Annotated in this window: 27 protein-coding genes; 10 read left to right on the plus strand and 17 right to left on the minus strand. The window is 70.1% G+C overall.

Going from position 1 to position 25485, the window contains the following annotated elements:
• Positions 1-8 precede the first annotated feature (8 nt).
• Genes QMO76_RS00410 through QMO76_RS00445 form a run of 8 tightly spaced genes read right to left on the minus strand, consistent with a single transcriptional unit; the run spans position 9 to position 7785 of the window.
• On the minus strand, positions 9-821 hold the full coding sequence (locus QMO76_RS00410; RefSeq protein WP_306359103.1) for a carbohydrate ABC transporter permease: 813 nt from the start codon (positions 819-821) through the stop codon (positions 9-11).
• On the minus strand, positions 811-1719 hold the full coding sequence (locus QMO76_RS00415) for a carbohydrate ABC transporter permease (RefSeq protein ID WP_306359104.1): 909 nt from the start codon (positions 1717-1719) through the stop codon (positions 811-813). The genes QMO76_RS00410 and QMO76_RS00415 overlap by 11 nt, the downstream gene beginning before the upstream one ends.
• 54 nt (positions 1720-1773) lie before the next feature.
• On the minus strand, positions 1774-2658 hold the full coding sequence (locus QMO76_RS00420) for a metallophosphoesterase (protein ID WP_306359105.1): 885 nt from the start codon (positions 2656-2658) through the stop codon (positions 1774-1776).
• Positions 2655-4022 (minus strand): ABC transporter substrate-binding protein, encoded by a 1368-nt coding sequence (locus QMO76_RS00425; RefSeq protein WP_306359106.1) that lies wholly within the window; start codon positions 4020-4022, stop codon positions 2655-2657. Before QMO76_RS00425 ends, QMO76_RS00420 begins: the two co-directional genes overlap by 4 nt.
• Positions 4023-4054: 32 nt before the next feature.
• Positions 4055-5185 (minus strand): ABC transporter ATP-binding protein, encoded by a 1131-nt coding sequence (locus tag QMO76_RS00430; RefSeq protein WP_306359107.1) that lies wholly within the window; start codon positions 5183-5185, stop codon positions 4055-4057.
• Between the two features lie 10 nt (positions 5186-5195).
• Positions 5196-6086, minus strand: coding sequence for an alpha/beta fold hydrolase (locus QMO76_RS00435; RefSeq protein WP_306359108.1), 891 nt, complete (start codon positions 6084-6086; stop codon positions 5196-5198).
• Positions 6086-6610 (minus strand): YiiD C-terminal domain-containing protein, encoded by a 525-nt coding sequence (locus QMO76_RS00440; protein WP_306359109.1) that lies wholly within the window; start codon positions 6608-6610, stop codon positions 6086-6088. Before QMO76_RS00440 ends, QMO76_RS00435 begins: the two co-directional genes overlap by 1 nt.
• Positions 6611-6624: 14 nt before the next feature.
• Complete coding sequence (locus tag QMO76_RS00445; protein ID WP_306359110.1) at positions 6625-7785, minus strand: acyl-CoA dehydrogenase family protein; 1161 nt, start codon at positions 7783-7785, stop codon at positions 6625-6627.
• A gap of 141 nt (positions 7786-7926) precedes the next feature.
• On the opposite strand from QMO76_RS00445, the gene QMO76_RS00450 reads away from it, so the two are divergent.
• The 4 genes from QMO76_RS00450 (at position 7927) to gndA (ending at position 11580) form a co-directional block, all read left to right on the plus strand.
• Positions 7927-8856, plus strand: a complete 930-nt coding sequence (locus QMO76_RS00450; protein ID WP_306359111.1) for a PDR/VanB family oxidoreductase — start codon at positions 7927-7929, stop codon at positions 8854-8856.
• Positions 8857-8956: 100 nt separating this feature from the next.
• Entirely contained in the window at positions 8957-9658 is a 702-nt protein-coding gene (locus QMO76_RS00455) for a hypothetical protein (RefSeq protein ID WP_306359112.1), read from the plus strand.
• Between the two features lie 280 nt (positions 9659-9938).
• Entirely contained in the window at positions 9939-10070 is a 132-nt protein-coding gene (locus QMO76_RS00460) for a hypothetical protein (RefSeq protein ID WP_306359113.1), read from the plus strand.
• A gap of 67 nt (positions 10071-10137) precedes the next feature.
• Positions 10138-11580 carry an NADP-dependent phosphogluconate dehydrogenase gene (gndA, locus tag QMO76_RS00465; RefSeq protein WP_306359114.1) on the plus strand — a complete coding sequence of 481 codons (1443 nt, stop codon included), beginning with the start codon at positions 10138-10140 and terminating at the stop codon, positions 11578-11580.
• 34 nt (positions 11581-11614) lie between these two features.
• On the opposite strand, the gene QMO76_RS00470 is transcribed toward gndA, so the two are convergent.
• Positions 11615-13303, minus strand: coding sequence for a hypothetical protein (locus QMO76_RS00470; protein WP_306359115.1), 1689 nt, complete (start codon positions 13301-13303; stop codon positions 11615-11617).
• 204 nt (positions 13304-13507) lie between these two features.
• Here QMO76_RS00470 and QMO76_RS00475 point away from each other — a divergent pair, with 204 nt between their 5' ends.
• Genes QMO76_RS00475 through QMO76_RS00485 form a run of 3 tightly spaced genes read left to right on the plus strand, consistent with a single transcriptional unit; the run spans position 13508 to position 16041 of the window.
• Positions 13508-13900, plus strand: a complete 393-nt coding sequence (locus QMO76_RS00475) for a hypothetical protein (protein WP_306359116.1) — start codon at positions 13508-13510, stop codon at positions 13898-13900.
• 12 nt (positions 13901-13912) lie between these two features.
• Positions 13913-14818: an SGNH/GDSL hydrolase family protein gene (locus tag QMO76_RS00480; RefSeq protein WP_306359117.1), complete on the plus strand. Its 906-nt coding sequence runs from the start codon at positions 13913-13915 to the stop codon at positions 14816-14818.
• Positions 14818-16041 (plus strand): acyltransferase, encoded by a 1224-nt coding sequence (locus tag QMO76_RS00485; protein ID WP_306359118.1) that lies wholly within the window; start codon positions 14818-14820, stop codon positions 16039-16041. The genes QMO76_RS00480 and QMO76_RS00485 overlap by 1 nt, the downstream gene beginning before the upstream one ends.
• Here the strand turns inward: QMO76_RS00485 and QMO76_RS00490 are convergent.
• From QMO76_RS00490 to QMO76_RS00500, 3 genes are all read right to left on the minus strand, one after another.
• Entirely contained in the window at positions 16010-16648 is a 639-nt protein-coding gene (locus QMO76_RS00490) for a TetR/AcrR family transcriptional regulator (RefSeq protein WP_306359119.1), read from the minus strand. The two genes, QMO76_RS00485 and QMO76_RS00490, sit on opposite strands and share 32 nt — an antisense overlap.
• 121 nt (positions 16649-16769) lie before the next feature.
• Positions 16770-16943, minus strand: a complete 174-nt coding sequence (locus QMO76_RS00495) for a hypothetical protein (RefSeq protein WP_306359120.1) — start codon at positions 16941-16943, stop codon at positions 16770-16772.
• A gap of 142 nt (positions 16944-17085) precedes the next feature.
• Positions 17086-17601: a gamma carbonic anhydrase family protein gene (locus QMO76_RS00500; protein WP_306359121.1), complete on the minus strand. Its 516-nt coding sequence runs from the start codon at positions 17599-17601 to the stop codon at positions 17086-17088.
• 140 nt (positions 17602-17741) lie between these two features.
• On the opposite strand from QMO76_RS00500, the gene ald reads away from it, so the two are divergent.
• A complete protein-coding gene (gene ald / locus QMO76_RS00505) occupies positions 17742-18857 on the plus strand; it encodes an alanine dehydrogenase (RefSeq protein WP_306359122.1) in 1116 nt (371 codons plus the stop codon).
• A gap of 13 nt (positions 18858-18870) precedes the next feature.
• Here the strand turns inward: ald and sigJ are convergent, their stop codons facing one another.
• From sigJ to QMO76_RS00520, 3 genes are all read right to left on the minus strand, one after another.
• Positions 18871-19806 (minus strand): RNA polymerase sigma factor SigJ, encoded by a 936-nt coding sequence (gene sigJ, locus QMO76_RS00510; protein WP_306359123.1) that lies wholly within the window; start codon positions 19804-19806, stop codon positions 18871-18873.
• Positions 19807-20025: 219 nt separating this feature from the next.
• Complete coding sequence (locus QMO76_RS00515) at positions 20026-20955, minus strand: cobalamin biosynthesis protein (protein WP_306359124.1); 930 nt, start codon at positions 20953-20955, stop codon at positions 20026-20028.
• Between the two features lie 59 nt (positions 20956-21014).
• Positions 21015-22142, minus strand: a complete 1128-nt coding sequence (locus QMO76_RS00520) for a VCBS repeat-containing protein (RefSeq protein WP_306359125.1) — start codon at positions 22140-22142, stop codon at positions 21015-21017.
• A gap of 270 nt (positions 22143-22412) precedes the next feature.
• On the opposite strand from QMO76_RS00520, the gene QMO76_RS00525 reads away from it, so the two are divergent.
• Positions 22413-22733, plus strand: coding sequence for a hypothetical protein (locus QMO76_RS00525; protein ID WP_306359126.1), 321 nt, complete (start codon positions 22413-22415; stop codon positions 22731-22733).
• A gap of 66 nt (positions 22734-22799) precedes the next feature.
• On the opposite strand, the gene QMO76_RS00530 is transcribed toward QMO76_RS00525, so the two are convergent.
• Positions 22800-23690 carry an SURF1 family protein gene (locus QMO76_RS00530; RefSeq protein ID WP_306359638.1) on the minus strand — a complete coding sequence of 297 codons (891 nt, stop codon included), beginning with the start codon at positions 23688-23690 and terminating at the stop codon, positions 22800-22802.
• Between the two features lie 14 nt (positions 23691-23704).
• Complete coding sequence (locus tag QMO76_RS00535) at positions 23705-24202, minus strand: low molecular weight protein-tyrosine-phosphatase (protein ID WP_306359127.1); 498 nt, start codon at positions 24200-24202, stop codon at positions 23705-23707.
• A gap of 155 nt (positions 24203-24357) precedes the next feature.
• Between QMO76_RS00535 and cobC the strand changes: the two genes are divergently transcribed.
• Positions 24358-25437 (plus strand): Rv2231c family pyridoxal phosphate-dependent protein CobC, encoded by a 1080-nt coding sequence (gene cobC, locus QMO76_RS00540; RefSeq protein WP_372341877.1) that lies wholly within the window; start codon positions 24358-24360, stop codon positions 25435-25437.
• Positions 25438-25485: the final 48 nt, after the last annotated feature.

Below are 25485 nucleotides of genomic sequence, written 5' to 3' on the forward strand. Positions count from 1 at the left end.
CGGTGGCGCTACTTCAGACCCGAGCGGACGAAGGCGTTCACGATGTGGCGTTGCAGGACCAGGTAGAGCAGCAGGACGGGCAGGCAGGCGAGGCTGGCCACGGCCATCATGGGGCCCCACTGGTCGCCCTCGGTGCCCATGAAGCTGCGCAGGCCCAGTTGCAGCACGCTGTTGGATTGGCGGAGAACGACCGCGGGCCAGAAGTATTCGTTCCAGGCGTTGATGAACAGCAGGATGCCCAGCGCCGCCAGGGCCGGGCGCAGGTTGGGTACGACCACGGTCCAGAGGATCGACCAGGAGGAGCGCCCGTCGATCTTGGCGGCCGCGATGAGTTCCTTGGGGAAGGCCGCCATGTGCTGGCGCAGCAGCAGCACCGCCAGCGCCGAGCAGAGCGTCGGAAGTACCACGCCGATCAGGGAATTGATCAGACCCAGGCGGTTGAGCAGGATGTAGTTGGGCAGCATGGTCACCTGGAAGGGGACCAGCCAGGTGCCGACGAAGGCCAGGTACAGCAGCCGTTGCAGCGGGAACGTGTACATGGCGAAGGCGTAGGACGCCAGCAGCGCGATGAGCAGCTGTCCGGCCGCCGAGAGCACCGCCACGAAGAAGGTGTTGGCGATCAGGCCGGTGATGTCCACCTTGTGCGCGGCGTCGGCGTAGTTGCCCAGCGACAGCGGCCAAGGGATGGGGGACAGCGAGGTGATGTCCTCGGGACGGCGCAGCGCCGTCGCGAACAGCCAGTAGATGGGGAAGACGCACAGCAGCGAGACGGCCGCCAGCAGCAGATGGCTGCCGAGGGTCCGCATGCGGTCAATCGTCATGGAAAGCAACCTTTTCCGAGATCCAGACCAGGATTCCGGCGAGTACGCCGAAGCCGAGGAACAGCAGCACCCCCGCCGCCGCGCTGAGCCCGGCGTCGAAGCTGTGGAAGGCGTAGTCCCAGAGCAGGTAGTAGATATTGGTGGTGGCCTGCGCGGGACCGCCCTGGGTCATCGAGTCGATGAGCGGGAATGTCAGGGTGGGACTGAGCAACACGGTGGTGAGCACCAGGAACATGAGCGTGGGCGACAGCAGCGGCAGGGTGATCCAGCGCCGGATCTGCCCCGGACTCGCGCCGTCCACCCGAGCCGCCTCGTCGTAATCCCCGCTGATACCGGCCAATCCGGCCCACACCACCAGCACCGCGAAGCCGAGCAGCTGCCAACCGGTGATGCCGATGATCACGGCGTGGGCGGTGGCGGCGTCGTAGGCCCAGTTGCGGTGGGTGCCCAGCACCTGGTCCACGAACCCGCTGCCGGGATGCAGCAGCCAGCGCCACACCGCCGCGGCGGCCACCGGCGCGACCAGGAACGGCGCGAAAACCAGCGCGTGATAGACGGTGCGGGACCGCCCGCGCACCCGACGGCTCGCCAGCGCGATGAGCACCGGCAGCACCACGGTGAAGGGCAGCATGCCGACGATGAGCGCCGCCGTCCGGCCCAGGGAGTCCCAGAACGCCGGAAGGTCCAGCAGCCGTTCGTAATTGGCGGTGCCGACCGACCGCATCGGTGAACTGGGCAGCAGGTTCCACGAGTAGGTGGACAGCTGGAACGCCTGGGCCAGTGGCTGATAGGTCCACACGAACAGCAGGGACAGCGCGGGCGCGAGATACAGGTACGGGGCCAGCCCCCGCACGATCCGCCGGACAACGGGGCGACGCGGCGGCGGCGCCGCGGCCACTGTGGGCCGCGACGCCGCCGGTCGTTCAGCTCGTTCAGCGACGACGAACACCGCTCACCGGGTTCCCGCGTGATCGCCACGCTGGTCGATGGACCGCAGATACTCCAGCATGTCGCCCTCGGCCCGGTTGTAGAGCTCCGGGGCGGGCGTGGCCTCCACCGCGCTCACCACGAAGGACGGACCGAGCACATCGACACGGCTGTAGCCGAATCCGCTCACCGCCCGCTGGCGGCCCATCGGGGCCATGGCGTCGATGCGGTAGGCCAGCGCCGGACCCACCCACACCGGGATACCGGCCAGGCTGCCCGCCGCGGTCATATGGTTGTGCCCGCTCAGGATCATCCGCACATCGCTGTCCGCCACCGCCGCCTCCAGCAGTTCGATCTGCCCGAGGCCGAGCAGTTCGGCCGCCGGGATGGCCGAGCGCAGCGGCGGATGGTGCAGGACCAGCAGGGTGCCGCGGGGCGCGGGCCGCCGCAGCTGGTCGGTCAGCCAGGCCAGCTGGTCGAGTTCCAGCCTGCCCGTATGCCGTCGCGGCGTGGTGCTGTCCAGCGCGATGATGCGCAGGCCCGCCACCTCGACCACCTGATCGTGCGGCACGTCCTGCGCCACCGCTTCCGGTGCGCGACCCAGCAGTTCGACCCCGAACGCGGTGCGTTCGTCGTGGTTGCCCATGGCGTACACCACCTCCGCGCCCAGCTCGGCCGCCGCGGGCTCCACCGCCTCCCGCAGCCGCCGATAGCCCTCCGGCGACCCGTTGTCGGTGAGGTCGCCGGACAGCACCAGCGCGTCGACGGGCCCGGAGGCCCGCAGCCGATCCAGCACGTGGTGCAGATTCTCGTAGGTGTCCACCGCGTCGTAGAGGCGTTCACCGGCGGGACGGATGTGGGTGTCGGTGAGCTGGACGACGGTCAGGTCCCGCATCTGAGGGGAGCTCATGCGGCCGGAAGGAGTTTCGAGCCCTCGGTGCGGGCGGCGGTCAGCGTGGACTGTGGATCCGCGCCCTGGTAGACGATCGCCTCGACGGCGTCCATCATGCCGTCGCGGATCTGCAGATAGTTGTCGCCCGGCATGGGCACCCACGGCTCCATGGCCGCCAGCTGCGCCACATTGGGGGCCAGCAGCGGGTTGGCCGCCGCCCACGCGCCCAGCGAGCCGGGCTCGTCCATGAGTCCGGTGCGCAGCGGCAGATAGCCGATGTTCCGCGAGATCTTCACATACGACTCCTCACTGGTGAGGAACTTGATCAACTCCCAGGCCGCCCGCTGCTTGGCCGGGTCGTTGGACAGAATGTGCAGGCCCGCACCGGAATTGGTGGGCACGGTCGGTTTGTCACCGAAGCGCGGCATGGTGGTCGAGCGCAGATCCCACTTGTCCTTCGCGCCCTTGACGAAGACACCCTGCACGGCGCTGGTCTCCAGGATCATGCCGATCTCACCGCGGGCGAAACCCTCGTAGCCCTGCTTCTGCGCGAGCTTGGGCATACCGCCGGAGTTCACCAGATCCTGTGCCATCCGGGTGACCTCGACGGCGGGGGCGTCGGCGTAGGTGAGGGTGCGGCGGTCCTCGGAGATGACGCGGCCGCCGTTGGAGCGCACCAGCGCCTGGAAGCACCAGTCCTTCGACGTCTTGGTGAGGCAGTCGATGTAGACGCCGCCCTTGCCGGTCTTCGTGCTGATGGCCTGTGCCGCGTCGGCCACCTCCGCCCAGGTGGCCGGAGGGTCGGCCGGGTCGAGACCGGCCTCGGTGAACAGTGTCGCGTTGTAGTACAGCACCGGCGTGGAGAACACGAACGGCACGCCGTAGGTGTGGCCGTCCCAGTCGTCGAGGGTGCGGGCGCGGTCGGCGTACGGTATGCGGCCGTCGAAGTTGCGCTGCACCTCGTCCGCGCCGAACAGCACGTCGAGCGGTTTGGCCTGCAACTGGTTGATGGTGAAATCCAGGTCGCTGAAACCCAATTGGGCCACATCGGGAGTGGTGCCCGCCACCATCTGGTTCTGGATGCTGGAGATGGTGTCGGTGGCCGGGTTGGGGCTGTTGCCCTGCGGCTTCTGCGCGGTGACCTTGATATTGGGGTGCTTTTCGCCGAACTCCGAGATCAGTTCGTTGAAGGTGTCGGTCCACGCCCCGGCCAGGCCGTAGTTGTAGGACTCGAACACGATCGACACCTGCTGGTCGGGTCGCAGTTCGGGGACCTGTGCGGTGGTCGTGGCCTCGGTGGCGGTGGTGCCGCCGAGGCCGCAGCTGCTGACTGCGACGGCGGTGGCGAACACCAGGCCCAGGAAGGGCGCGGTGCGTTTCACGGGATTCTCCTCATCGAATGGTGGTGCGGATATCAGGGGACGGGCACGGCTGCCGCGTCCGGGGTCGGCGTCGGATCCGCGTGCGGCTCCTGCCAGGTCAGGCGCAGTCCGGAGTCGGGATGGAACAGGTGGATCTGGGCGGGGTCGACCCGGAAGCCGACCTCCTGGCCCGCCCGCACCCCGGCCGGTCGCGGGGTGCGGGCGCACAGCGTGCGGGTGCCGGTGTCGACGTGCACCAGCTCCTCGCTGCCCAGGTTCTCGACCATGGTCACGCGCCCGCGCACGGCGGTGGCGGCGGCGTCGACGCGCAGCCGTTCGGGGCGGATTCCGGCGGTGACCACGGTGTCCTCGCCGGAATCCGCCGTGATGCCCAGAGCGGCGTCGATGCCGTCGGCCATCACCCGCAACCCGCCGTCGCGCCGGGTCACGACCGCGGGAAACAGGTTCATGGGTGGGGAGCCGAGGAACCCGGCGACGAAAGCGGTGCGGGGCCGGTCGTAGAGCTCCTCGGGAGTGCCGACCTGCTCCACCCGGCCCGCGTCGAGCAGAGCGATCCGGGAGGCCATGGTCATGGCCTCCACTTGGTCGTGGGTCACGTACAGGAAGGTGGCCCCGAGGCGGCGGTGCAGGGCGATGAGTTCGGCGCGGGTGGCGCTGCGCAGTTTGGCGTCCAGATTCGACAGCGGCTCATCCATGAGGAAGGCGCCCGGATCGCGAACCATGGCGCGCGCCAACGCGACTCGCTGCCGCTGACCGCCCGACAGCGCGGCCGGGCGGCGCTCGAGCAGCGCCGACAGCTCCAGCGTGTGGGCCACCTCGGCGACCCGCTCGGCGATGCGGGCGCGCGGCTGACGGCGCGACCGCAGCGGGAAGCCGATATTCTTCGCCACCGTCAGGTGCGGGTACAGCGCATAGCTCTGGAACACCATCGCAAGATCCCGCCGCTGCGGTGCGGCGTCGGTGATGTCATTGCCGTCCAGCAGGATTCGCCCCGACGTCGGCTCCTCCAGCCCCGCGATCATGCGCAGCAGGGTGGATTTGCCGCAGCCGCTGGGGCCGAGCAACACCATGAATTCCCCGTCGGCGATGTCGAGGCTCACCTCGCGCACCGCGTACTCCGTGCCGAACCTCTTGGATACCGCGTCGATGTGCAGCCGGGCCACCGGTTCTCCTTCAGACCGGCGCGCCGGTCGTGATCCACGTCGCCACACCGGCCGCGATGGCGGGGGCGTCCTTCACCCACCGGAAGTGGTCGCGATGCGCCACCTCCGAGTTCTCGTCGATATGCCAGCGGCTCACCCGCGCGGCGGGCATGCGCGACACCAGGAAGTCGACATTGGATTTCGGCCCGAGCACATCGTCGGAGAGCGAGATGACCAGGGCGGGCAGCGTCATGCGCGCCAGCAGGCTGTTGTAGCGCCGGGAGGTGCCGCGCGGGCGGTAGTAGCCGGTGAGCGAGTGGACCGACCAGTCGACCATGACGCCGCCGGGCATGGGCGCGGGGATCAGCACACCGCCGGGCCAGTGCCCCTTGAACCGCGCCACCAGGCCGATCCACTGGATCTGGCTCAGCGCCTCGAACCATCGGCGCGGTCCGAAGGCCCACCAGAACACCGTGCCGGTGCCGATCACCGTCACCCCGGCGACGCGTTCGGGTTCGGCGGCGGCGAACAGCAGGGCCAGTTGACCGCCCAGGCTGTGCCCGAACAGGTGCAGCGGCGCGCTCGGGAAGCGCTGCTCGACCGCGCCGACAATGGCGGGCAGGTCGATCTCCAGCATTTCGCGGTAGCCGAAATCGGTGTGCTCGCCGAGCGGCGGTGTCGCCTCACCGTGGGCGCGCAGGTCCACGGTGGCGACCGAAAGTCCCTGGGCGTGCAGCGCTGTGGCGAGCGGCAGGTAGTTGCGCGCCTTCATGGCCATGGCGGGCAGGATCAGCACGACGGGCGCGTCGGCGCGCTCGGCGGGCAGCCACCGCACGGTGAAGGCGACACCGTCGGAGGTCTCGACGCGGGTCGAAGCGAGGTCACCGAACTCCGAACGCGATTCGGGGGGCGCGCTGGTCATCACGCCTCCGCCCCGGCGACGGCGACATCGCACACGTAGTCGAAGGTGAACTTGGCGACCGTCACGTCGTTGTCGTCGAGCAGGGCGGCCTTGCCGGACAATTCGAAGCGCCGTGACTCGGTGGCGGCCAGGATCTCGGCCAGCTCGCGCGGATCGACGGTGGCGACGGCGCGGATGCGGCCCAGCGCCGGTTTGCGATAGGAGGCCGACCCGCCACGCAGTACCAGCTGCGCGATGGTGTGTAGCCGGGTGGCCGCCCCGCCCACGAAGGCCGCCGCACCCGCGATGTCGGCGGCGGTGAACAGGGCTCCGGCGTGCACGGTGCCCATGTGATTGCGCACGGCGTCACCCGCCGGGATCTCGACCACCGCGCGGTCGGCGGAGATCTCGGTCACGACGGTGCCGACCTGGCGGCCGAACGGCACCATGGCCTGCGAGACATCGCGCAGGTAGCCGTAATCCACGGCGTCGGGGTCGAGTTCCGGGTACGCCGCGGCGAAGCCGGACAGGGTTCTCGTGGTCATCGGTGCTATTCCCTTCAACGGGGTCCGCGCAGGACGCGGCGGGCAATGGACCAGCGCAGGACCTCCGAGGGGCCCTCGTAGATGCGGAAGGCTCTGGCCTCCACCAGGAATCGGGCCACCAGGTGGTCCTCGCAGATGCCGAGGCCGCCGTGCAGCTGCACGGCGCGGTCCAGCACCCGCCAGACCGCCTCGGAGACGAAGGTTTTCGTGATCGACGCCTCGTGCCTGGCCTGCGGCGAGGTCGGGCCGTGCGCGTCGATGGTGGCGGCGGTGCTGCGCACCAGGCTGCGGGCGGCGGCGATGTCGATCTCGCTGTCGGCGACGAGCGCCTGCGCCATGCCGTGCTCGGCCACCGGGACGCCGAAGGACGAGCGGTGCGTGATGTGCTCGACGGTGAGCTGTTGCGCCCGCACCGCCAGGCCGAGCCAGTTCATGCAGAACACCAGCCGCGACGGGGCCAGCCGCACCTGCGCCAGCTCCAGGCCCCGGCCCACCTCGCCGAGCACCGCGGAGTCGGGGACCGCGCAGTCGGTGAACCGCACCTCGCAGTGCCCGCCCGGGGCGCTGGTGTGGTCCAGGGTGGGCATGCGGCGGCCAACCTGCATGCCGGGATTGTCCTGGTCGACCAGGAACATGGTGGGGCCGTCCGCGGTCGCGGCCACGCAGATGACGAACGCCGCGCCCTGCGCGCCGGTGGTGAAGTGCTTGTCCCCGTTGATGACCCAGCCGTCGTCGGTCTCCTCGGCGACGGTGCGCAGCATGCGCGGATCCGAGCCAGCACCGGGGGCCGGTTCGGTCATGGCGATGGCCGAGCGCACCTCACCGGAGGCCAGCGGGGCCAGGTAGCGGTCGCGCTGCTCGGCATCGGCGACATGGCTGAGCAGATGGATATTGCCGTCGTCGGGAGCCCAGGCGTTCACCGCGAGGGGGCCGAGCAGGCTGGCCCCGGCCGCTTCGAGGACCTCGGCCTGGCCGCGGGTGTCGAGTCCGAGACCGCCGTGGCTCGGATCGGAGAGCGGGCCGAAGACCCCCGCCTCCTTGGCCTTCTTCTGGAGATCCAGCCGTAGTGCGTCGTCGGTGACGCGGCCGCCCGCCACCACCTCGCGTTCCACCGGGATCACCTGGTCGAGTACGAACTGTCTGGTCCTGTCGACCAGTTCCGGTACAGCGCTCATGGGGTCAGTCTGTGGCGACGGCGGTGGCCGCGACCGGGGCGATAGTCAATCTCGATCGGTCTAATCGACTCCGTTGAGCGGGAGCGGATCGGGCGCGCGGCTCGGTCAGGGTGTTGGCGACACCGATTCCGAGGGGATGCGATGACCGAGTTGACGGTCCGGGTGACCGATCGCCGAGACGTTGCCGAGGGTGTGTTCGCACTCGATCTCGCCGCCGTCGACGGCGGCGCGCTGCCGACCTGGTCGGCGGGCGCGCATATCGACGTGGGTGTCGGCGCGGCCGGGGTACGGCAGTACTCGCTGTGCGGCGACCCGGGCGACGACCGCCGCTGGCGCATCGCCGTCCTGCACGAGCCCGGCGGGCGGGGTGGCTCCGATCACCTGCACCGCACCGCGACACCCGGTACGGAGCTGTCGGTTTCGCTGCCCCGCAACCACTTCGAACTCGTCGTGGCCCCGGAGTACCTCTTCGTGGCGGGCGGGATCGGGATCACTCCCATCCTGCCCATGCTCGCGGCCGCCGAGCGGGCCGGGGCACGGTGGACCCTGCACTACGGCGCTCGGACTCGGGCGCACATGGCCTTCGCCGATGAGCTGGCACGCCGCTATCCGCGGGTGAACCTGGTGCCGCAGAACGAATTCGGGCTGCTGCCGGTGGACCGGATACTCGCGGACACCACCGCCACGGTGTACTGCTGCGGACCCGCGCCGCTGCTGGACGCGGTCGAGAAGTTCTGCGGCAGCGGCGGTCTCACGGCGCACACCGAGCGTTTCACCGCCCGTGACACCGGCGACGCCGTCGACCGGGAGTTCGAGATCCGCCTGGCCGCCGGCGCCCGCACGCTGCGGGTGCCGGTCGGCCGGTCCATCGCGGATGTGCTGGAGAGCGCGGGCGTGCCGGTGATCACCTCGTGCCGCGAGGGCACCTGCGGCAGCTGCGAGACCGCCGTCCTGGACGGCGAGATCGACCACCGCGACACCATCCTGACCGCCGCCGAGCGCGAGCGCGGCGACACCATGATGCTGTGCGTCTCGCGGGCGCATTCGGATGTGCTGGTGCTGGATCTGTAGTGCGCGGTTCGGTGCCGGAATCGGGTCACACAAGCGTGCGCGTACCCCACGCGCCGGTCTCCCGTTCGGGAACACGAGAAAGTAGAAGGAACACACACCGATGAGGAAAACTGCCGCGGCGTCCGCGCTGCTCGCCGCCGCGCTGGGCATCACCGCCGGAGCCACCGGTACGGCTCACGCCGACGGGGGCGTCGTCAACTACACCGCGACCACCACCGAAACCTCCACCGTCATCACGACCGACGCGGGCTCCCTGGACGTCGACAACGGCGTGCTGAAGATCAAGGCCCCCAACGGCGATGTCATCGCGGGCACCGAACTGTCCTTCCGGGTGGACGAATTCGTCTTCCCGATCGCCGCCGACGTCGTCGACCGCACCGTCACGCTCACCCCGCTGTTCAGCCTCGCGCACGCGGAGTACAAGCCGGTCGCGCTGCCGTTCGAGGACCGGGCGTCCTGGAAGACCGAATACGACCGGGAGAAGGACGCCTGGAGCCGGATGACCACCACCATCAGCTTGGGCGCGGCCGTCGCGACCCTGGTCGGCGGTATCGGCGGCGCGGGCGTGGGCTGCATCCTGGGCGGCATCGCCGGCGCCACCATCGCCTCGGCCACCATTGTCGGCCTGTTCGGTCCGTTCATCCCGGCCGCGGCCGTCGGCTGCATCGGCGGCATCCTCGCGATGGGGTCGCTGGGCACGCTCGCCGGTCAGATCCTGATCACCGCGCCGGTCGCCATCATGGCGGCGGTGCAGTACTTCACCACCATCAATTCGCCGATGCCCGTCAAGCCGGCGAAGTAAGGACTCCGGCGCGTAGCGCCGGGGGGACAGGGACCCCCGCTCGGACCTCGGTCCGGGCGGGGGTCTCGTCGGTCGGACGGGGAGTTCGGTGCGGCCGCGATCTCGATCACCCGATCGGATATCGGAATGGAATGGCTTGCGGCCATGCGGAATTCACCCGGATTCGATCGAATGGCCGGGCATTCGATCGGCAGGAGAGGAAATTCATGACCAGCACCGACACCCCGGTCAACGGCACCGTCGCCGCGCGCGTGAGCGAGCTGACGGAGGCCGCCACCCGATGGAGGTGCTGCTCGAGGTGCTGCTGCGCACGGTGGGCGAGATGAGCCTGCGCACGGCGGAGCCGGTGTTCAAACCGAACGTGGTGATCCGCGGTCCGGAGCGACTGCCGGTGGAGTTCACCGCCCGCTGATCGGGCCGCGCCATCCGGGTAGGGTTTGCCTCGCATTCACACCTGTCGAACGGAAAGAGGCTCTTTCATGGCGACCTCGGAAGCGCGTGCCCAGATCGGCGTTACCGGCCTCGCGGTCATGGGCAGCAATATCGCTCGCAACTTCGCGCGCAACGGGTACACCGTTGCCCTGCACAACCGCAGTGTCGCCAAGACCGACGCCCTGCTCGAGGCGTACGGCGGCGAGGGTGATTTCGTGCGCACCGAGACCATCGCCGAGTTCGTGGCCGCGCTGGAGAAGCCACGGCGGGTGCTGATCATGGTGAAGGCGGGCGATGCCACCGACGCGGTTATCGCCGAGCTCGCCGACGCCATGGAGCCCGGCGACATCATCATCGACGGCGGCAACGCGCTCTACACCGACACCATCCGGCGCGAGAAGGCGATGGCCGCGCGCGGGCTGAACTTCGTGGGCGCGGGCATCTCCGGCGGTGAGGAAGGCGCGCTCAACGGTCCGGCCATCATGCCGGGCGGGCCCGCGGAGTCCTACGAGTCGCTGGGGCCGATGCTGGAGTCCATCGCCGCGCAGGTCGACGGCACCCCGTGCTGCACCCATATCGGCCCCGACGGGTCCGGGCATTTCGTGAAGATGGTGCACAACGGCATCGAGTACGCCGATATGCAGCTCATCGGCGAGGCGTATCACCTGTTCCGCGACGCGCTGGGCCTGGACGCCAAGCAGATCGCCGACGTGTTCACCGACTGGAACTCCGGTGATCTGGAGTCCTACCTGGTCGAGATCACCGCCGAGGTGCTGAACCAGGTCGACGCCGCCACCGGCAAGCCGCTGGTCGACGTGATCGTCGATGCCGCCGAGCAGAAGGGCACCGGCCGCTGGACGGTCAAGTCCGCGCTCGATCTCGGTGTACCGGTCACCGGTATCGCCGAGGCCGTGTTCGCCCGCGCGCTGTCGGGTTCGCGGGCTCAGCGCAAGGCCGCGGTCGGGCTGGCCGCGGGCACCCTGGCCGAGCGGCCCACCGACATCGCGCAGTTCACCGAGGACATCCGCCAGGCCCTGTACGCCTCCAAGATCGTCGCCTACGCCCAGGGCTTCGACCAGATCGCGGCCGGGTCCGCCGAATACGACTGGGATCTCGCCCCCGGTGACATGGCCACCATCTGGCGGGGCGGCTGCATCATCCGCGCGCGGTTCCTGAACCGGATCAAGGAGGCGTACGAGGCGAACCCGGACCTGCCGAGCCTGATCCTGGCCCCCTACTTCCGGCAGGCCATCGAGACCGCCATCGACTCCTGGCGGCGCGTGGTGTCCACGGCCACCCTGCTCGGCATCCCGGTCCCGGCGTTCGCGTCCTCGCTGTCCTACTACGACGCGCTGCGCGCCGAACGCCTCCCGGCCGCCCTCACCCAGGGGCAGCGCGACTTCTTCGGCGCGCACACCTACGAGCGCGTCGACGCCGAGGGCAAGTTCCACACCCTCTGGAGCGGCGACCGCAGCGAAGTACGGGCGTGAGGCGAAGCGACCGCGGGTGCGCACCCGCGGTCGCTCAGTCGATCCGGCGGATCAGTGCCGCTTTGAACAGGAAAACCGCGGCGTGGGAACAGATTCGGTAGATGCCCGCACCGTCGGCACTGAGGTCGGACACGCCGAAACCCCTGGCCGCCGTGCGGTAGAGCTCCGAACACGACGGGGTGGCCGCCCCCGCCACCCGATCGGTCTCCGCCATCAGTTCGTCGGTATGGCCCAGCGGCGGGATCCGCGCCTGTTCGAGGAAGGTCTCCAGGACGCGGGCGAGGATGTGCAGCGCGGTGGGGTTGCGGGCGGGAATGCCCAGCAGAAAGGCGAGCCGCCGGGCGGCCAGGGCTGGCTCGCGGTGCACGCTGGCCTCATCCGCGAGACCCAGCAGTGCGGCGACCACCGCACCCGTGGATCCGGCCGGGGCGGCGCGCGCACCCTGCTGCCCGTCCAGATCACCGCGCTGCACGATGGCCGCGCCGATCAGCAGGCGAGCCGCTCGGCGGATCTCGAGGACGGCATCGCCGGTGGCCGGATGCGGCACGCCGAAGATGACCGCCCTGCCGTCGGATTCGCCGATCTCGGACAGCAGCGCGGAGGTCAGTGCGACCGTCGCCGCCGCCACCGCGTCGGCATCGTCGACATGCGGCACCGGGGGACCGGTCACGAAGGCCGTGATCAGACGGCGCACCTGGAGCAGCGGGTGCAGATCGTTGGTCGGGAGATTCAGCAGGTAGGCCAGGCGGGTGGGCGCGGCCACCAGATCGCGCAGCGCCTCCTCGGTGGTGGGGTAGCCGAGTAGGGCGGCCATCGAGCGGCCGTTCTCCGGGGATTCGGGGACGCACCACCACGAGCTGTGCCGGACGAAGGCCGCGCCGCCGGGATGGGCGCCGGCGGGCCAGAGTTCGGACTGCCGGGCGAAGTCGTGCAGCTGCTGGTCGCGCTCTCGCGCCGCGAGACTGGCGGCGGTGTGGAACTGGATCTCGAGGCGCGCCGTGTCGTCCGGGGCGGTCCACACCGCGCGACGGTCGCGGTAGCGCGGATTCTCCCAGGAGTCCGCCGATGATCCGGGCACCGGGGTGAATCCGCGCGCCGCCAGCAGGTCGGTGATTCGGTCGACGGCCTCGGTGTAGGCGTCGGCGTCGAGCACCACGGTGAAGCGGATGATGTCGTTGATCACGCGCAGGGCGGTGGGCAGCGTGACGCCCTCCGAGTACAGCACCGCCACCTGGCGCCGCACCGATTCGGGCGATTTCACGGGGGCGCGATCGACCCGGCCCGCGGCATAGGACGCGGGCAGCTCGCCGAGCAGTTCGTCGAGCGCTTTCGCCGTCGCACCGGCGACCCGGGTGAGGTGATCCCAGTGGGCGCGCAGCGAGTCCGCTTCCGCCGCAGGCAGTTCCGGAGTCTCGATCACAGACTCCGCCTGCCCGGTCGCGCCGATCACGCCGAACCGGTCGACCAGCAGCAGGTCGGCGTCGGCGGCGCTGATCTCCACCAGATGCGGCACCGTCGAGGGGCGCGGGTCCTCGATGTCGTAGAGGGCCGCGGTGGGGGCCCAGCCGCCCCAGGTGCGAAACGATTCGTCGTAGACGCGGTCGTGCAGCACGCGTCGCCGCACGACCGTGGTGGCCTGCTCACCCGATGTCCAGCCGTGCCGGTCGGGAAAGCGGGCCCAGTACCGCGCCGTCTCGGCGGGGGCGGCGTGCGATCTCGTCATGGCGGCAGCTTACGAAGGATGGCGGATTTACGCCGGGTGGGCGCGGTGCGCAGCGCTTTCGGACACGCCGCCCACGGAATTCGGGGATGGGCAGCGGACCGCGCATGGGAAATGATCGCGGAACCGGTCCGGGTTGTGTGTCGGCGCGCTTACACTCTCGACCTAGTGAACTGTAGTTGTTTCAGATCTATGTACGAGGTTCATATGAAGTCTTGGCTCCGAGGTCGGCTCGCGGTGGCGGTGGTCGGCGGAATCGCACTGCTGTCGGGCGCGGTGGCATGTTCCGGAAGTGATGACGAGCAGGCCCCGGCGCCGTCGAGCAGTGTGGCCCCCTCGACCGTGGCCGAACCGACTTCGGAGCCGACCTCGGAACCGGCCTCGGAGCCGTCGCCGGAGCCGTCGCCGGAGCCGTCGCCGTCCGTGGAGGCCCCCGCGCCGCCGAGCGCCGTGCCGCAGGCGCCACCCGCGCAGACGCCGCAGGCGCCCGCCCCGCCCGCCGCACCGACCGTGCCCGCGGGGCAGCAGCCCGCGCCGGAACCGCCGAAACCCGCTCCGACACTGCCGGACCCGGGATTCGAGCCGCGAGCCGGATACTGAGCGGAGGCACGGGTGGGAAACTGGATCGGTGTCCGCCGGGTGGCGGCGGCGGTACTGGCGATCGCCGCCTCCGTCACGGGGGCGGGAGTCGGCACGGCCACGCCCGCCGAGGGCAAAACGCTTGTCGTCCTGGGTGATTCTTTCAGCTCCAATGCCTGGATTCTGGAATCCGAGACCATCGACTGCTGGCACGGTGAGACCTCCTGGCCCACCCGGCTGAGCCAGCGCATGGGTGTGGCGGGCACCCCGGACTTCCTCGATATGTCCTGTCCCGGAGCGTCACTCGACACTCCGCCGAACTACACCGCGGCCTGGGAGGCCAAACAGGCCGACAAACAGGGTGCGTTCGGTCCGCGCACCGAACTGGTGACCCTGCAATTCGGACTCAACGACCGCTGGGGCGCACACGACACCACCATGTGGTTCGCATTGCAGCAGTGCGTGCTCAACCTCATCCAGGGATGCGGTGTCGACGCCGCCGAACAGGGTCGCATTCCCGACTACCGGGAGGTCACCGGCACCGCCTATGCCGCCCGGATTCGCCCGGTGGTGGAGTACGTGCAGTACTACGCACCCAATGCCCGCATTCTCATGGTCGGTTATCCCGAACTCTTCGGCTCGGGACCGGAGTCGGTGTGCTTCAACGCCTTCGGTGTCGCGCGCTTCGTCCAGCCGCGCGGGCGGGCGGCCATCGAATTCGTGAACCGGCTCGACAGCGCGCAGCGGGAGGCGGCGCGGCTGCTCGATATCGACTTCTACGACACGCGGGCGGCGACGGCCGGACACGGGCTGTGCTCGCCGCAGCCGTGGATCAACGACTTCCAGGATCCGCGCGATCCCGATGCCATTCCGTTCCATCCGTCCGAGCAGGGTGACGCCGTGGTGGCCGACGGGATCTACGCCCAGGTCGAGCGCTGATGGTCGAGGTGGCACCCGCCGTCGCGAGCGGCGCGCTCGCGTCGGCGGCGCAGCGTCGGCCCGCGCTGCCGTCGTTGACCGGTGCGCGGTGGTGGGCGGCGTTCGCGGTGTTCGCTCTGCACGCGCTGGTGTTCTTGCCGGTGTATCCGTTTCAGAAATCCGAGTTGTTCCGGCACTTGCACAATCTGGTGCCGATGCAGTTGGGGGCGGCGGGGGTCACGTTCTTCTTCGTGTTGTCGGGGTTCATCATCTACTGGTCGTTCCGGCCCGGGATGTCGGTGCGCGGGTTCTATCGGCGGCGGGTGCTGAAGATCTATCCCACGCATGTGCTGGCGGGGGTGGTGTTCGTGGTGGCGGCGAGTGTGCCGCTGTCGCGGGCGGTGGTGTGGGTGCCGAATCTGTTCCTGGTGCACACCTGGGTGCCGAAGTGGACCACGGTGGGCGGGTTGAACGTCCCGGCGTGGTCGTTGGCCTCGGAAATGCTGTTCTACCTGAGCTTTCCGCTGGTGTACCCGCTCATTCGGCGGATTCCGGCCCGGCGGCTGCTGTTGGCCGCCGGGCTGCTGGTGCTGTTCGTCTTCGCGCTGCACACGGCGTATTACCTGTGGGTGCCGGGGCCGAAGGGGATCGCCAATGCCTTCGCGCCGCGTCTGCTGCCCGGGGACGCCTCGCCGTACTTCGAGTTGCACGCCGATCCGCGCTGGTTCGCGCAGCCGGACATTCCCGTCTCGCCGTCGTACTGGCTGAGCTACAACTTTCCGCTGTCGCGGCTGCCGGAGTTCTTCCTCGGGGTGCTGGCGGCCCGGATGGTGCTGGAAGGACGGTGGCGCAGTACGCGTCTGGGCCCGCCGCTGCTTGGGTTGGCGGTTGCTTACGCCGCTACCTGGGTGGTGCCGGTGAACTACAAGATGTCGGCGCTGCTGCTGGTGCCGATGGCGGCGGTGGTGGCCACCCTGGCGGCGCGGGATCTGGTCGGTATCCGTGGGTTGAACGCGCGTCCGCGCATGGTGTGGCTGGGCAATGTGTCCTATGCGTTCTATCTGATCCAGTTCCCGGTGATGGTGGTGATCACGCGGTATCTCATCGGCGGCAACCGGTTCGGGTTCCTCGGCTGGGCCGGGTTCGCGGCCCTGAGCCTGGTGGTGTCACTGGTGGCCGCCGCGGCGCTGTATCACTGGGCGGATGTGCCGATCATGAAGCGCTTCGCCGGGCGGCGGGCTTGACGCCCACCATGGGCAGCAGGGTGCGGCGGGCGAAATCGCGGGCCGCCTGCGCGTCGCCGAGCGGGATGAGGCCGTCCGGGGTCAGGGCCAGCGACAGCGCCAGCCGCGCCATGATCTCCGCGACCAGATCGGCGTCGAAGTCGGTGGTGTTCTGGGCGGACTGGAGTTCGCGCAACTTGCCCGCCAGGTAGACGCGGCCGACCTCGAGGATCGGCCCGGCCTCGGTGGTGAGGCGGGGAAGTACCAGGTCGGGTTCGGTGCGCAGCAGCCGCCGCAGCAGCTCGTTGCGCGCCAGTGCGGTGATGAAGGCGACGAAGGTCTCCACCAATTGGTCTTCGGTCGAGTCGAATGCCTGTGCTCGCTTGTCGATTTCGGCGACGAAGCGCTGTGCCTCGCGCACGCTGACGGCCTCGACGAGTTCGTTCTTGGATTCGAAGCGGCGGTAGAGCGTGGCCGGGCTGATGCCCGCGCGGCGCGCGATCTCACCCATGCTGGTCCGCTTGATGCCGAAATCCAGGAAGGCCGACAGTGCGCTCTCGAGCAGTTGCTCGCCGTCGTGGCGCGGTTTGTCGAGAATGCGCTGCAGCATGCTGGGCACGGAAGGCATCGAATCTCCAGTCGATCGGTGGGGGTGACCGCGTCGATGCGGTAAGGCGTGCGTCATTATTTCATCGCATCGCCACCGCGTGGCGCGGACTCCTCGGTCGAGGAGGATCGTGTCGGGAGCGTCAGCGCACGTTCAGCGCGGCCATTTCCCGCTCGATCGCGTTCGCCGCGAATTCGATTCCATTGGTGCGTAATTCGTGGACCCGGCGCTGTAGCGCCTCCATGCCCCCCGGCTGGGCCGCGATATCGGCCACGCTGATCCGCCGTCGGTGCATACCGTCTTGCTCGTACGCCACCGTTGCAACCTCCTGCTAGCCCCGTGCGCGCGCCCGACAGGCGACGGCAGAGCCCGGTCCGCCGGGAGCGCTGGGCACGATGCTAGCAGCGGACTTATATGGTCGCTTGATCAGTGTGTGGAGTCTCACATGCCGTGGCGAGTCAAGCCTCTTGACCGTCGCGATGCAGGCCCGTGTTGTGCAGGTACACCGCGGCATTGAGCTTGATCCGCTCCAACTCCTGCTCGCCCAGTTCCCTGCGCACCTTGCCGGGCACACCCGCGACCAGTGAGTTCGGCGGGATCTGCGCACCCTCCGGAATCAGCGCGTTGGCCGCGATCAGACTGCCCGATCCGATCACCGCGCCATTGAGCACCGTCGCGCCCATTCCGACGAGCACGTCGTCACCGACCGTGCAGCCGTGCAGGATCGCATTGTGGCCCACCGAGACTCCCGCGCCCACGGTGCACGGGAAGCCCGGATCGGCGTGCAGGACGCAGCCGTCCTGGATATTGGTCCGCTCGCCGACGGTGATGTCGTCCATATCGCCGCGCAGCACCGCCGAATACCAGACGCTCACCTGCGCGCCGAGCTTCACCCGGCCGATCACGGTGGCGTTCGGCGCGATCCACGCGCTCTCGTCGATCTGCGGTTCGTGCTCGCCCAAACGAATCTTCATGAGGCTGAACCTAGAGCACGGTCGTCCAGCCGAGCAGAGTGGATCGAATTCCGGAGCGATCACGGGTCGTCGCTGATCACACCGGCGAGTCGGGCGCGGCGGTGATGGCGAGGGCGGGTCGGGTGGTCCACGATGGCGGTATGAGGATCGGGGTGCCGCGGGAGGTCAAGCAGCAGGAATATCGGGTGGCGCTCACCCCGGCCGGGGCCGGGGAGTTGGTGCGCCACGGGCACGAGGTGGTGATCGAGGCCGGGGCGGGGGTCGGCTCGGGCTTCGGCGACGACGACTACACCGCGGTCGGGGTGCGGACCCTGCCGACGGCGGACGAGGTGTGGCGCGCGGCCGAACTCGTGGTGAAGGTGAAAGAACCCATCGCCGAGGAGTACTCGCGCATGCGCGCCGGACAGGTGCTGTTCACCTACCTGCACCTGGCCGCCTCGCGGGAATGCACCGAGGCGATTCTGCGATCCGGGATCACCGCCATCGCCTACGAGACGGTCCGCGCCGCCGACGGCTCGCTGCCCTTGCTCGCGCCCATGAGCGAGGTGGCGGGCAAGCTCGGCACCCAGGTCGGGGCGTATCACCTGATGTCGCCGCAGGGCGGCGGCGGGGTGCTGCTCGGCGGGGTGCCGGGTGTGCGGCGCGCCAATGTGGTGGTGCTCGGCGGCGGGGTGGCGGGCACCAATGCCGCCGCCGTCGCGGTGGGGATGGGTGCGCGCATCACCGTGCTGGACACCAATCCGCGGCGGTTGCGCGAACTCGACGCCCGGTTCTCCGGCCGCATCACCACCATCGGCTCCAATGCGGCCGAGGTGGAGCGGGCGGTGCTGAGCGCGGATCTGGTGATCGGCTCGGTGCTGGTGCCGGGTGCGCGCGCCCCGAAACTGGTGACCGACGACCTGGTGGCGCGCATGCGGCCCGGCTCGGTCCTGGTCGACATCGCCATCGACCAGGGCGGCTGCTTCGAGAGCTCACATCCGACCACGCACGCGGATCCCACCTTCCGGGTGGCGGACTCGCTGTTCTACTGCGTGGCCAATATGCCGGGCGCGGTACCGCACACCTCCACCACCGCGCTCACCAATGCCACGCTGCCCTACGCGACGGCCATTGCCGATCTGGGCTGGCGGGCAGCCTGCGACGCCGATCCCGGTCTGGCGCAGGGGCTCACGGCCGATGCGGGCGAACTCTACGCGGTGGAGGTGGCCCAGGCGCACGGCCTGGGCAGCGTCGGCGGAGCCGCCACGCGGTCGTAGCGGCGTCGGTGCGCTAGCGCCCGAGCGTCCAGTCCGGGTCGCCGTCCATCGGCAGGTCGCGCAGCTTGTCCGGATTGCGGACCGCGTCGATGGCCGTGATCCGGCCGTTGTCGACGGTGAAGGAGAAGACCCCGGTGTGCTTGCCGTCGAACACCACCAGACCCGGCCGCCCGGTGACGGTGACCTTGCGCAGCCATGCGTTCTCGACCTCGCCCGCCGCGCGCAGGAAGGACATGAAGGTGTCGGCCACCGTCTGCGCGCCGTGCAGCGGTTCCAGGAAGGCGAGCACCTTGCCGCCGCCGTCGGCGGTGAAGGTGACGTCGGAGTCCAGCATGCCGACCAGCGCGCTCAGATCGCCGGAACGCCATGCCACCGCGAAGGCCGACACCACCTTGGCGTGCTCGTCGCGGCTGGCCGGAAAGCGCGGGGTGCCCTGCTGCACATGTTTGCGGGCACGGGAGGCCAACTGCCGCACCGCCGCCGGGGTGCGGCCCACCACCTCGGCCACCTCCGGGCCGGTCAGGCCGAACACATCCTGGAGGACGAAGGCGGTGCGCTCGGCGGGGGACAGCGATTCCAGCACCACCAGCAGGGCGGTGGTGACCCGGTCGTCCTGGGTGACCCGGTCGGCCGGATCGTCCTCCCAGGCGCTCACTTCCGGTTCGGGCAGCCATTCGCCCACGTACTGCTCGCGGCGGGCGCGCGCCGAACCGAGGTGGTCGAGCGCCAGACGGCCCGTGACGGTGGTCAGCCAGGCGCGCAGATTCTCGATCTCCACTCCCGGATCGCCCTCGTGGTGCCGCTGCAAGCGCAGCCACGCCTCCTGCACCACGTCGTCGGCGTCGCTGAGGCTGCCGAGCGTGCTGTAGGCGACCCGGCGCAGATAGGGACGGTGCTCCTCGAACTGCCGGGCCAGGTCGGTCGGGTCGGGGGTGTTGTCGGTCGCCACTGTCTCGCCGTTCGTTCGGGGTCGCCCGGGGGCTACGTGTTGCCTGTGTATCAGGAGGACGACACGGGACGGGCGGGTGTGACATCCCGCTGCGGGAGGCGGCCACCGGTCGTCCGGAGCGTCGGGATATTTCTACACGAACCGGTCGGTCGCCCGCTTTCGCCGGCGGGTACGGCGGTGGTCGCCGCGGAATCCCCGGCGGCGGGGTGCGGTCACCGTTCAGCGTCCCCGAGCCGCCGCCATACCCGCCGCGGTGAGGGCCGCCGCGAGCTGGACGGCTTCGGAGAGGGTGACTGCGCGGCGCAGGTCCGCCACGCGGGGCGGGGGGCCGTCGCCGAGCGTCGGACGCATCTCGACGCCGTGGCGGTACTGGGTGCGGCCGCCCAAGCGGACGCCGAGGGCCCCGGCCATGGTGGATTCGGCGACCCCCGCATTCGGGCTGGGATGGGAGTCCGCATCGCGCCGCCACGCCCGCCACGCCGCGGTCGGGCGGCCGCCGACGAGCGGGGCCAGCGCCGCGGTGAGCAGGCCGGTGAGGCGGGCGGGCGCGAGATTGGCAACGTCGTCGGTGCGGGCCGCCGCCCAGCCGAACTTCCGGTAGCGCTCGTTCCGGTAGCCGATCATGGCGTCGAGGGTGTTGATCGCGCGGTAGGCCAGCAGGCCCGGAATTCCGGCCACCGCGCCCCAGAACAGCGGGGCGACCGTCGCGTCCGAGGTATTCTCGGCAATGGATTCCAGTGCGGCCCGCGCCAATCCGTCGGCATCGAGGACCTCGGGGTCGCGTCCGCACAGCGAGGGCAGCAACTCCCGCGCCCCCGCCAGGTCGTCGGCCGCCAGCCGGTCGGCCATGGCGTGGCCGGTGCGGGCCAGACTGCGCCCGCCCAACACGGTCCAGGTGGCGGCGGCCGTGAGCAGCACCCGGCCCGGCGTCGCCCGCCACGCCAGCAGCCCGACGGCGGTCGCCGAACCCACCAGCACCACTTCGTGCAGCACACCCGCGGCCCGGCTGTCCCGGTAGGTCTTGGTCTCCAATGCCATTGCCGCCGAACCGAATCCGGCCACCGGATGACAGCGGCGCGGGTCGCCGAGCAGGCGATCCAGCGCGAATCCGAGCAGCAGTCCCGCTGCGGTCGAGGTCCCGGTACGCACCCGGCGAGGGTAGTCGACGCGCCGCCGCGCCCCCGGCGGGTGGGGGCGCGGCGGTGTGGTCAGGACTGGTTCTTCAGGAAGGAGAGCTCGTTGGCGCTGCCCGCCACCACCACATCCAGCTTGCCGTCACCGTCGTAGTCGGCCAGTGCCGGAGTCTGCGGCTGCGAGGTGACATCGTGGTCACCGGCGCGGTCGATGGTCCCGTCCCCGTTCCCGCTGAACACCATGATCTTGGAGTTCAGTACGGCGGACATGACGGCGTCGAGCTTGCCGTCGCGATCGAAGTCACCCACCGCGATACTGGTGGGGCCGAGTCCGGACAGTGGCACGCGGTTGGTCTTCGAGAAGTCGCCCTCGCCGTCGGAAACGAGCAGGGTGGTGCTGAAGGAGAACGAATCGGCGGTGATCACGTCGTCGATACCGTCACCGGTGAAATCACCGGCGCGAATATCCTCGGTGATCAATCCGGAGGTGCTGCCGCCGCGCAATTCGAAACTGCCGTCGCCGCGATTGGTCGCCACGTGCACCCGTTGCAGCACGTCATTGTTGATGGCGATATCGGGTTTCCCGTCCCCGTCGAAGTTGCCGACCGTGAACGCCGCGGCCGCGCCCGGAATGATCGTCGATCCCTTGCCGTCGAGTTCGCCGTTGCCCTTGCCGATCCAGGTCTTCACCCCGGCGGGCACCAGGCTCAGCACATCCTGTGTGCCGTCGCCGTTCACGTCGGCGACGATGACCTCCTGCTGGGCCCCCTCCAGCGTCGGATAGGTCTTGGCGGCGGCGAAGGTGCCGTCGCCGTTGTTGATGAAGGTCGCGATGAAGGTCCACGACTGGGCCACCACATCGGGTCGGCCGTCATCATTGAGATCACCGGCGGCGACCGCGCCGTAGCCGTTGCCGGGCGTGCCGACCCGGGTCCCCGGGTCGAAGGTGCCGTCACCGTTGCCGGTCATGAGCACCGGGCCCGGACCACCGAAATCGGCGCTGACGATATCGGCCTTGCCGTCGCCGTCGAAATCGGCGGTGACCACACCGATCGGGGACGGGCCGGGACCCCAGGACGGGAAATCCCCGCCCGTCGGGGAATTCACCGCCGGGGCGAAGGAAATGGTGCCGGCCGTCGCGGTGCCGGTGGCGACCAGACAGCAGGCGGTGGTGGCGGCGAGAAGGGTGAGGCGCTGGCGCATAGGTATTCCTGGGGTAGAGCGTGTCGAGGTGAAGCGGCTCGGAATCTATGGCGTGGGTCACAGTGTCGATGCCGCATTGCCGCGAATTTGTGGAATTGCCTCCGAATCCGGGATTCGCTGTGCAACGCGCCCAAAAGCCGCGCCGGGGGTCGCGGAATCGCGCCGATCGTCACCGCTCGCACACGGGCGAATGGTCCTCCGGCATACCCTGGTCTGGTACGTCGTATCGAAACACGATGTGGCGCAGGGACTCACGATTGGGGTAGCGCAATGACCGTGCGGGATCGACTGGCCGAGCTGCCGACCGCGGACGCGGGAGATACCTTCGGGACGCCGTATCAGACGCCGGACGGGACGACCATCGTCCCGGTCAGCCGGACGGGGTACTTCCGGAAGACGCCCCGGCCGGTCGGAATGTATGTGATCCACGAGGGGAAGGTGACCTTCGAACCCGCTTACGACCGGACCCGGATCGCCCTGCTGGGTGAGCTGGTCGGGCTGGTGGCGGCCGCTCTCGCCACCGCCGCGATGCTGCGTCGGCCGCCCTGGCCGGATATGCGGTTCACGCACAGCGTCACCCGTGTCGACTGAGCCGAGCCCGGCGTCACAGCCGCGATCGGTCCCCGGGGTCGGTCGATCGGGCCGCGATTCCGGTCCTCAGCGGCGGGTGCCGCCGTAGCGGTCGGCCAACCGGGCTTCGGTGGTCTGGGCCTTTCTCGCGGGTGGCGGGGTGGCGGGGTCCGCGTCCTTCTCCGTCGGGGTGACAGGGGCGGTGTCGCGGGAGTCGGCCGCGGCGTTCTCGCGGCGGCGGGCGCGGAGTTCGGCGTAGACGAAGTAGCCGAGACCGAGCGGGGCCATGATGCCGAAGGCCAGCCATTGCAGGCCGTAGGACAGATACGGTCCGGCGTCGAGTTGCGGCAGCGGGACCGGGGTGAAGACGCCCGGCTGATCCTCCGACAGTTGCAGGTAGCCGCCGCGGCCGTCGGTGGGAATCGCGGTGATCGGCAGGTCGAGCACCTGCGCCGCCTGCGCGGTGTCGATCGAGTACACCTGGCGCAGGCCGTCCTCCGTCATCGGGGGTCTGTCCGCCGGAATGCCCTCGGAGTTGCGCACCCGGGCCTCCAGCCGCTGCGTCCCGGCGGGCGGATCAGCGATGGCGGGCGGCCGCGAACCGTCGACGGCTGCCACCATGCCCCGGTCGACCAGCACCGTGCGGCCGTCGTCGAGCCGGAAGGCGGCCAGCACCGCGAAGGCGGGCGCGCCGTCGAGATGGCGCAGCCGCACCAGCAGCGTGGAGTCGGGCACGTATCCGCCGGAGGCGGTGACGCGCTGCCATTCGCTGTCGGTGTCGGTGCCGTCGAGCAGGGCGGTGACGTCGACCGGCGCGGCCCGCACCGAATCGGCGATCCGCTGATTGCGGTGCTCGGTGGCGGAGTTCTTGCCCAGCTGCCAGGGGGCGAGCACGGTGAAGCACATGTAGGCGAATCCGGCCACCACCGCGGCCAGGATCAGCCAGCTGGGCCGCAGCAGGAATCCGATGCGCCGCAGCGCCGACCGGCCGCTCACGAGACGCCCCGCACCGGCTCGCCGAGCTGTTCGCGCACCCAGTCCAGCAGGCCGGGGACGGCGGCCTCGATCTGCTGGCGCACCAGTTCGAAATCGCGCTGGTCGCCGTAGTACGGATCGGCGATATCGGGACCGTCGGCCGCCGGGTCGAAGCTGCGCAGCAGCCGCCGGGCCGCCGACGGCACCCCCATGCGCGCCAGGGCGCGCTCGTGCGAGGTGTCCAAGGCGACCAGCAGATCCGCCGCTCGATGGTCGGCTCCGATCACCGCCGCCGCATGCCCCACCGGATATCCGTGTCGCCGCAGCTCATCGGTGGTGCGCGGATCGGCGTCGTCCCCGACGTGCCAGCCGCCGGTGCCCGCGCTGCTCACCCGCACCCGGTCCGCCAGACCGGCGCGCCGGAGATGCGCCGCGAAGATCTTCTCGGCCATCGGCGACCGACAGATATTGCCGGTGCAGATGAAGGTCACATGCAGCTCGCCCACAACAGCCATTGTGTCGGTTCGACCTACGGGGCCGCCACGTAGGGTAGGGAGCTGTGCCGGAGGACACCGCGGCGAGCCGCGACGAGGACACCGCGGCGAGCCGCGACGAGGACACCGCGGCGAGCCGCGACGAGGACACCGCGGCGAGCCGCGAATCGGAACTGGTGGCGGATGCGTCCCCCACCGACCCGAAGCGTGCTGCCATCGAGTCGCACGGCTCCGTCGATCGCGAGCGGCTGCGCCATCACGGGGATGTCGATGCGCGGCCGGGGATGGTCGACTTCGCGGTGAATGTGCAGGGGACCGCGCCGCCGGAGTGGTTGCGGGTGCGGTTGGCCGGGCGGCTGGGGGAGCTGGGGCGGTATCCGGACGGCGGTGCGGTGGCGGACGCGCGGGCGGCGGTGGCGGCGCGGCACGGGCGGCGGGCCGAGGAGGTGCTGTTGCTGGCCGGGGCGGCGGAGGGGTTCGCCATGCTGCCGCGGCTGGGGGCGCGGCTGGCGGCGGTGATCCATCCGTCCTTCACCGAGCCCGAGTTGGCGCTGCGGGAGGCGGGCGTGCCGGTGACGCGGGTGGTGCTGGAGCCGCCGTACGCCCTCGACGCCGGGCTGGTGCCCGAGCGGGCCGATCTGGTGGTGGTGGGCAATCCGACCAATCCCACCTCGGTGCTGCACCCGGCCGAGGCGCTGCTGGCGCTGCGCCGCCCCGGGCGGATCGTGGTGGTGGACGAAGCCTTCGCCGATGCCGTGCCGGGTGAACCGGAATCCCTGTCCGGCAAGGATTTTCCCGATGTGCTGGTGCTGCGCAGCCTCACCAAGACCTGGGCGCTGGCCGGGCTGCGCTGTGGTTACGCCCTCGGCGCGCCGGAGATATTGGCGAGGCTGAGCCACGGCCGCCCGCACTGGCCGCTGGGCTCCCTGCAACTGGAGGCCATTGCCGCGACCAGCGCACCGGCCGCCGTGGCCGAGACGCGCCGCACGGCGCGGGCCATTGCCGCCGACCGCGCCGCCATGATCCCCCGGCTGCGCGCGCTCGGCATCGCGGTGCACGAGCCCGCCGCCGGTCCTTTCCTGCTGATTCGTGTCCCGGATGCGGAACTGCTGCGGAAGCGGCTGGCGGACAAGGGTATCGCGGTGCGCCGGGGTGATACCTTCCCGGGACTGGACGCCGGTTGCCTGCGCGTGGCGGTTCGCCCCGCTGCCGAGGTGGACCGTCTGGTCGCGGCCATCGAAGACGTCGGATTGTGATCCGAGGCGGGTATCCGGTGAACGATGTTCGTTCGGGCGTTGGAGGAG

It is taken from the genome of Nocardia sp. CC227C (genome assembly GCF_030767025.1).
In the GTDB taxonomy this organism is placed as follows: domain Bacteria; phylum Actinomycetota; class Actinomycetes; order Mycobacteriales; family Mycobacteriaceae; genus Nocardia.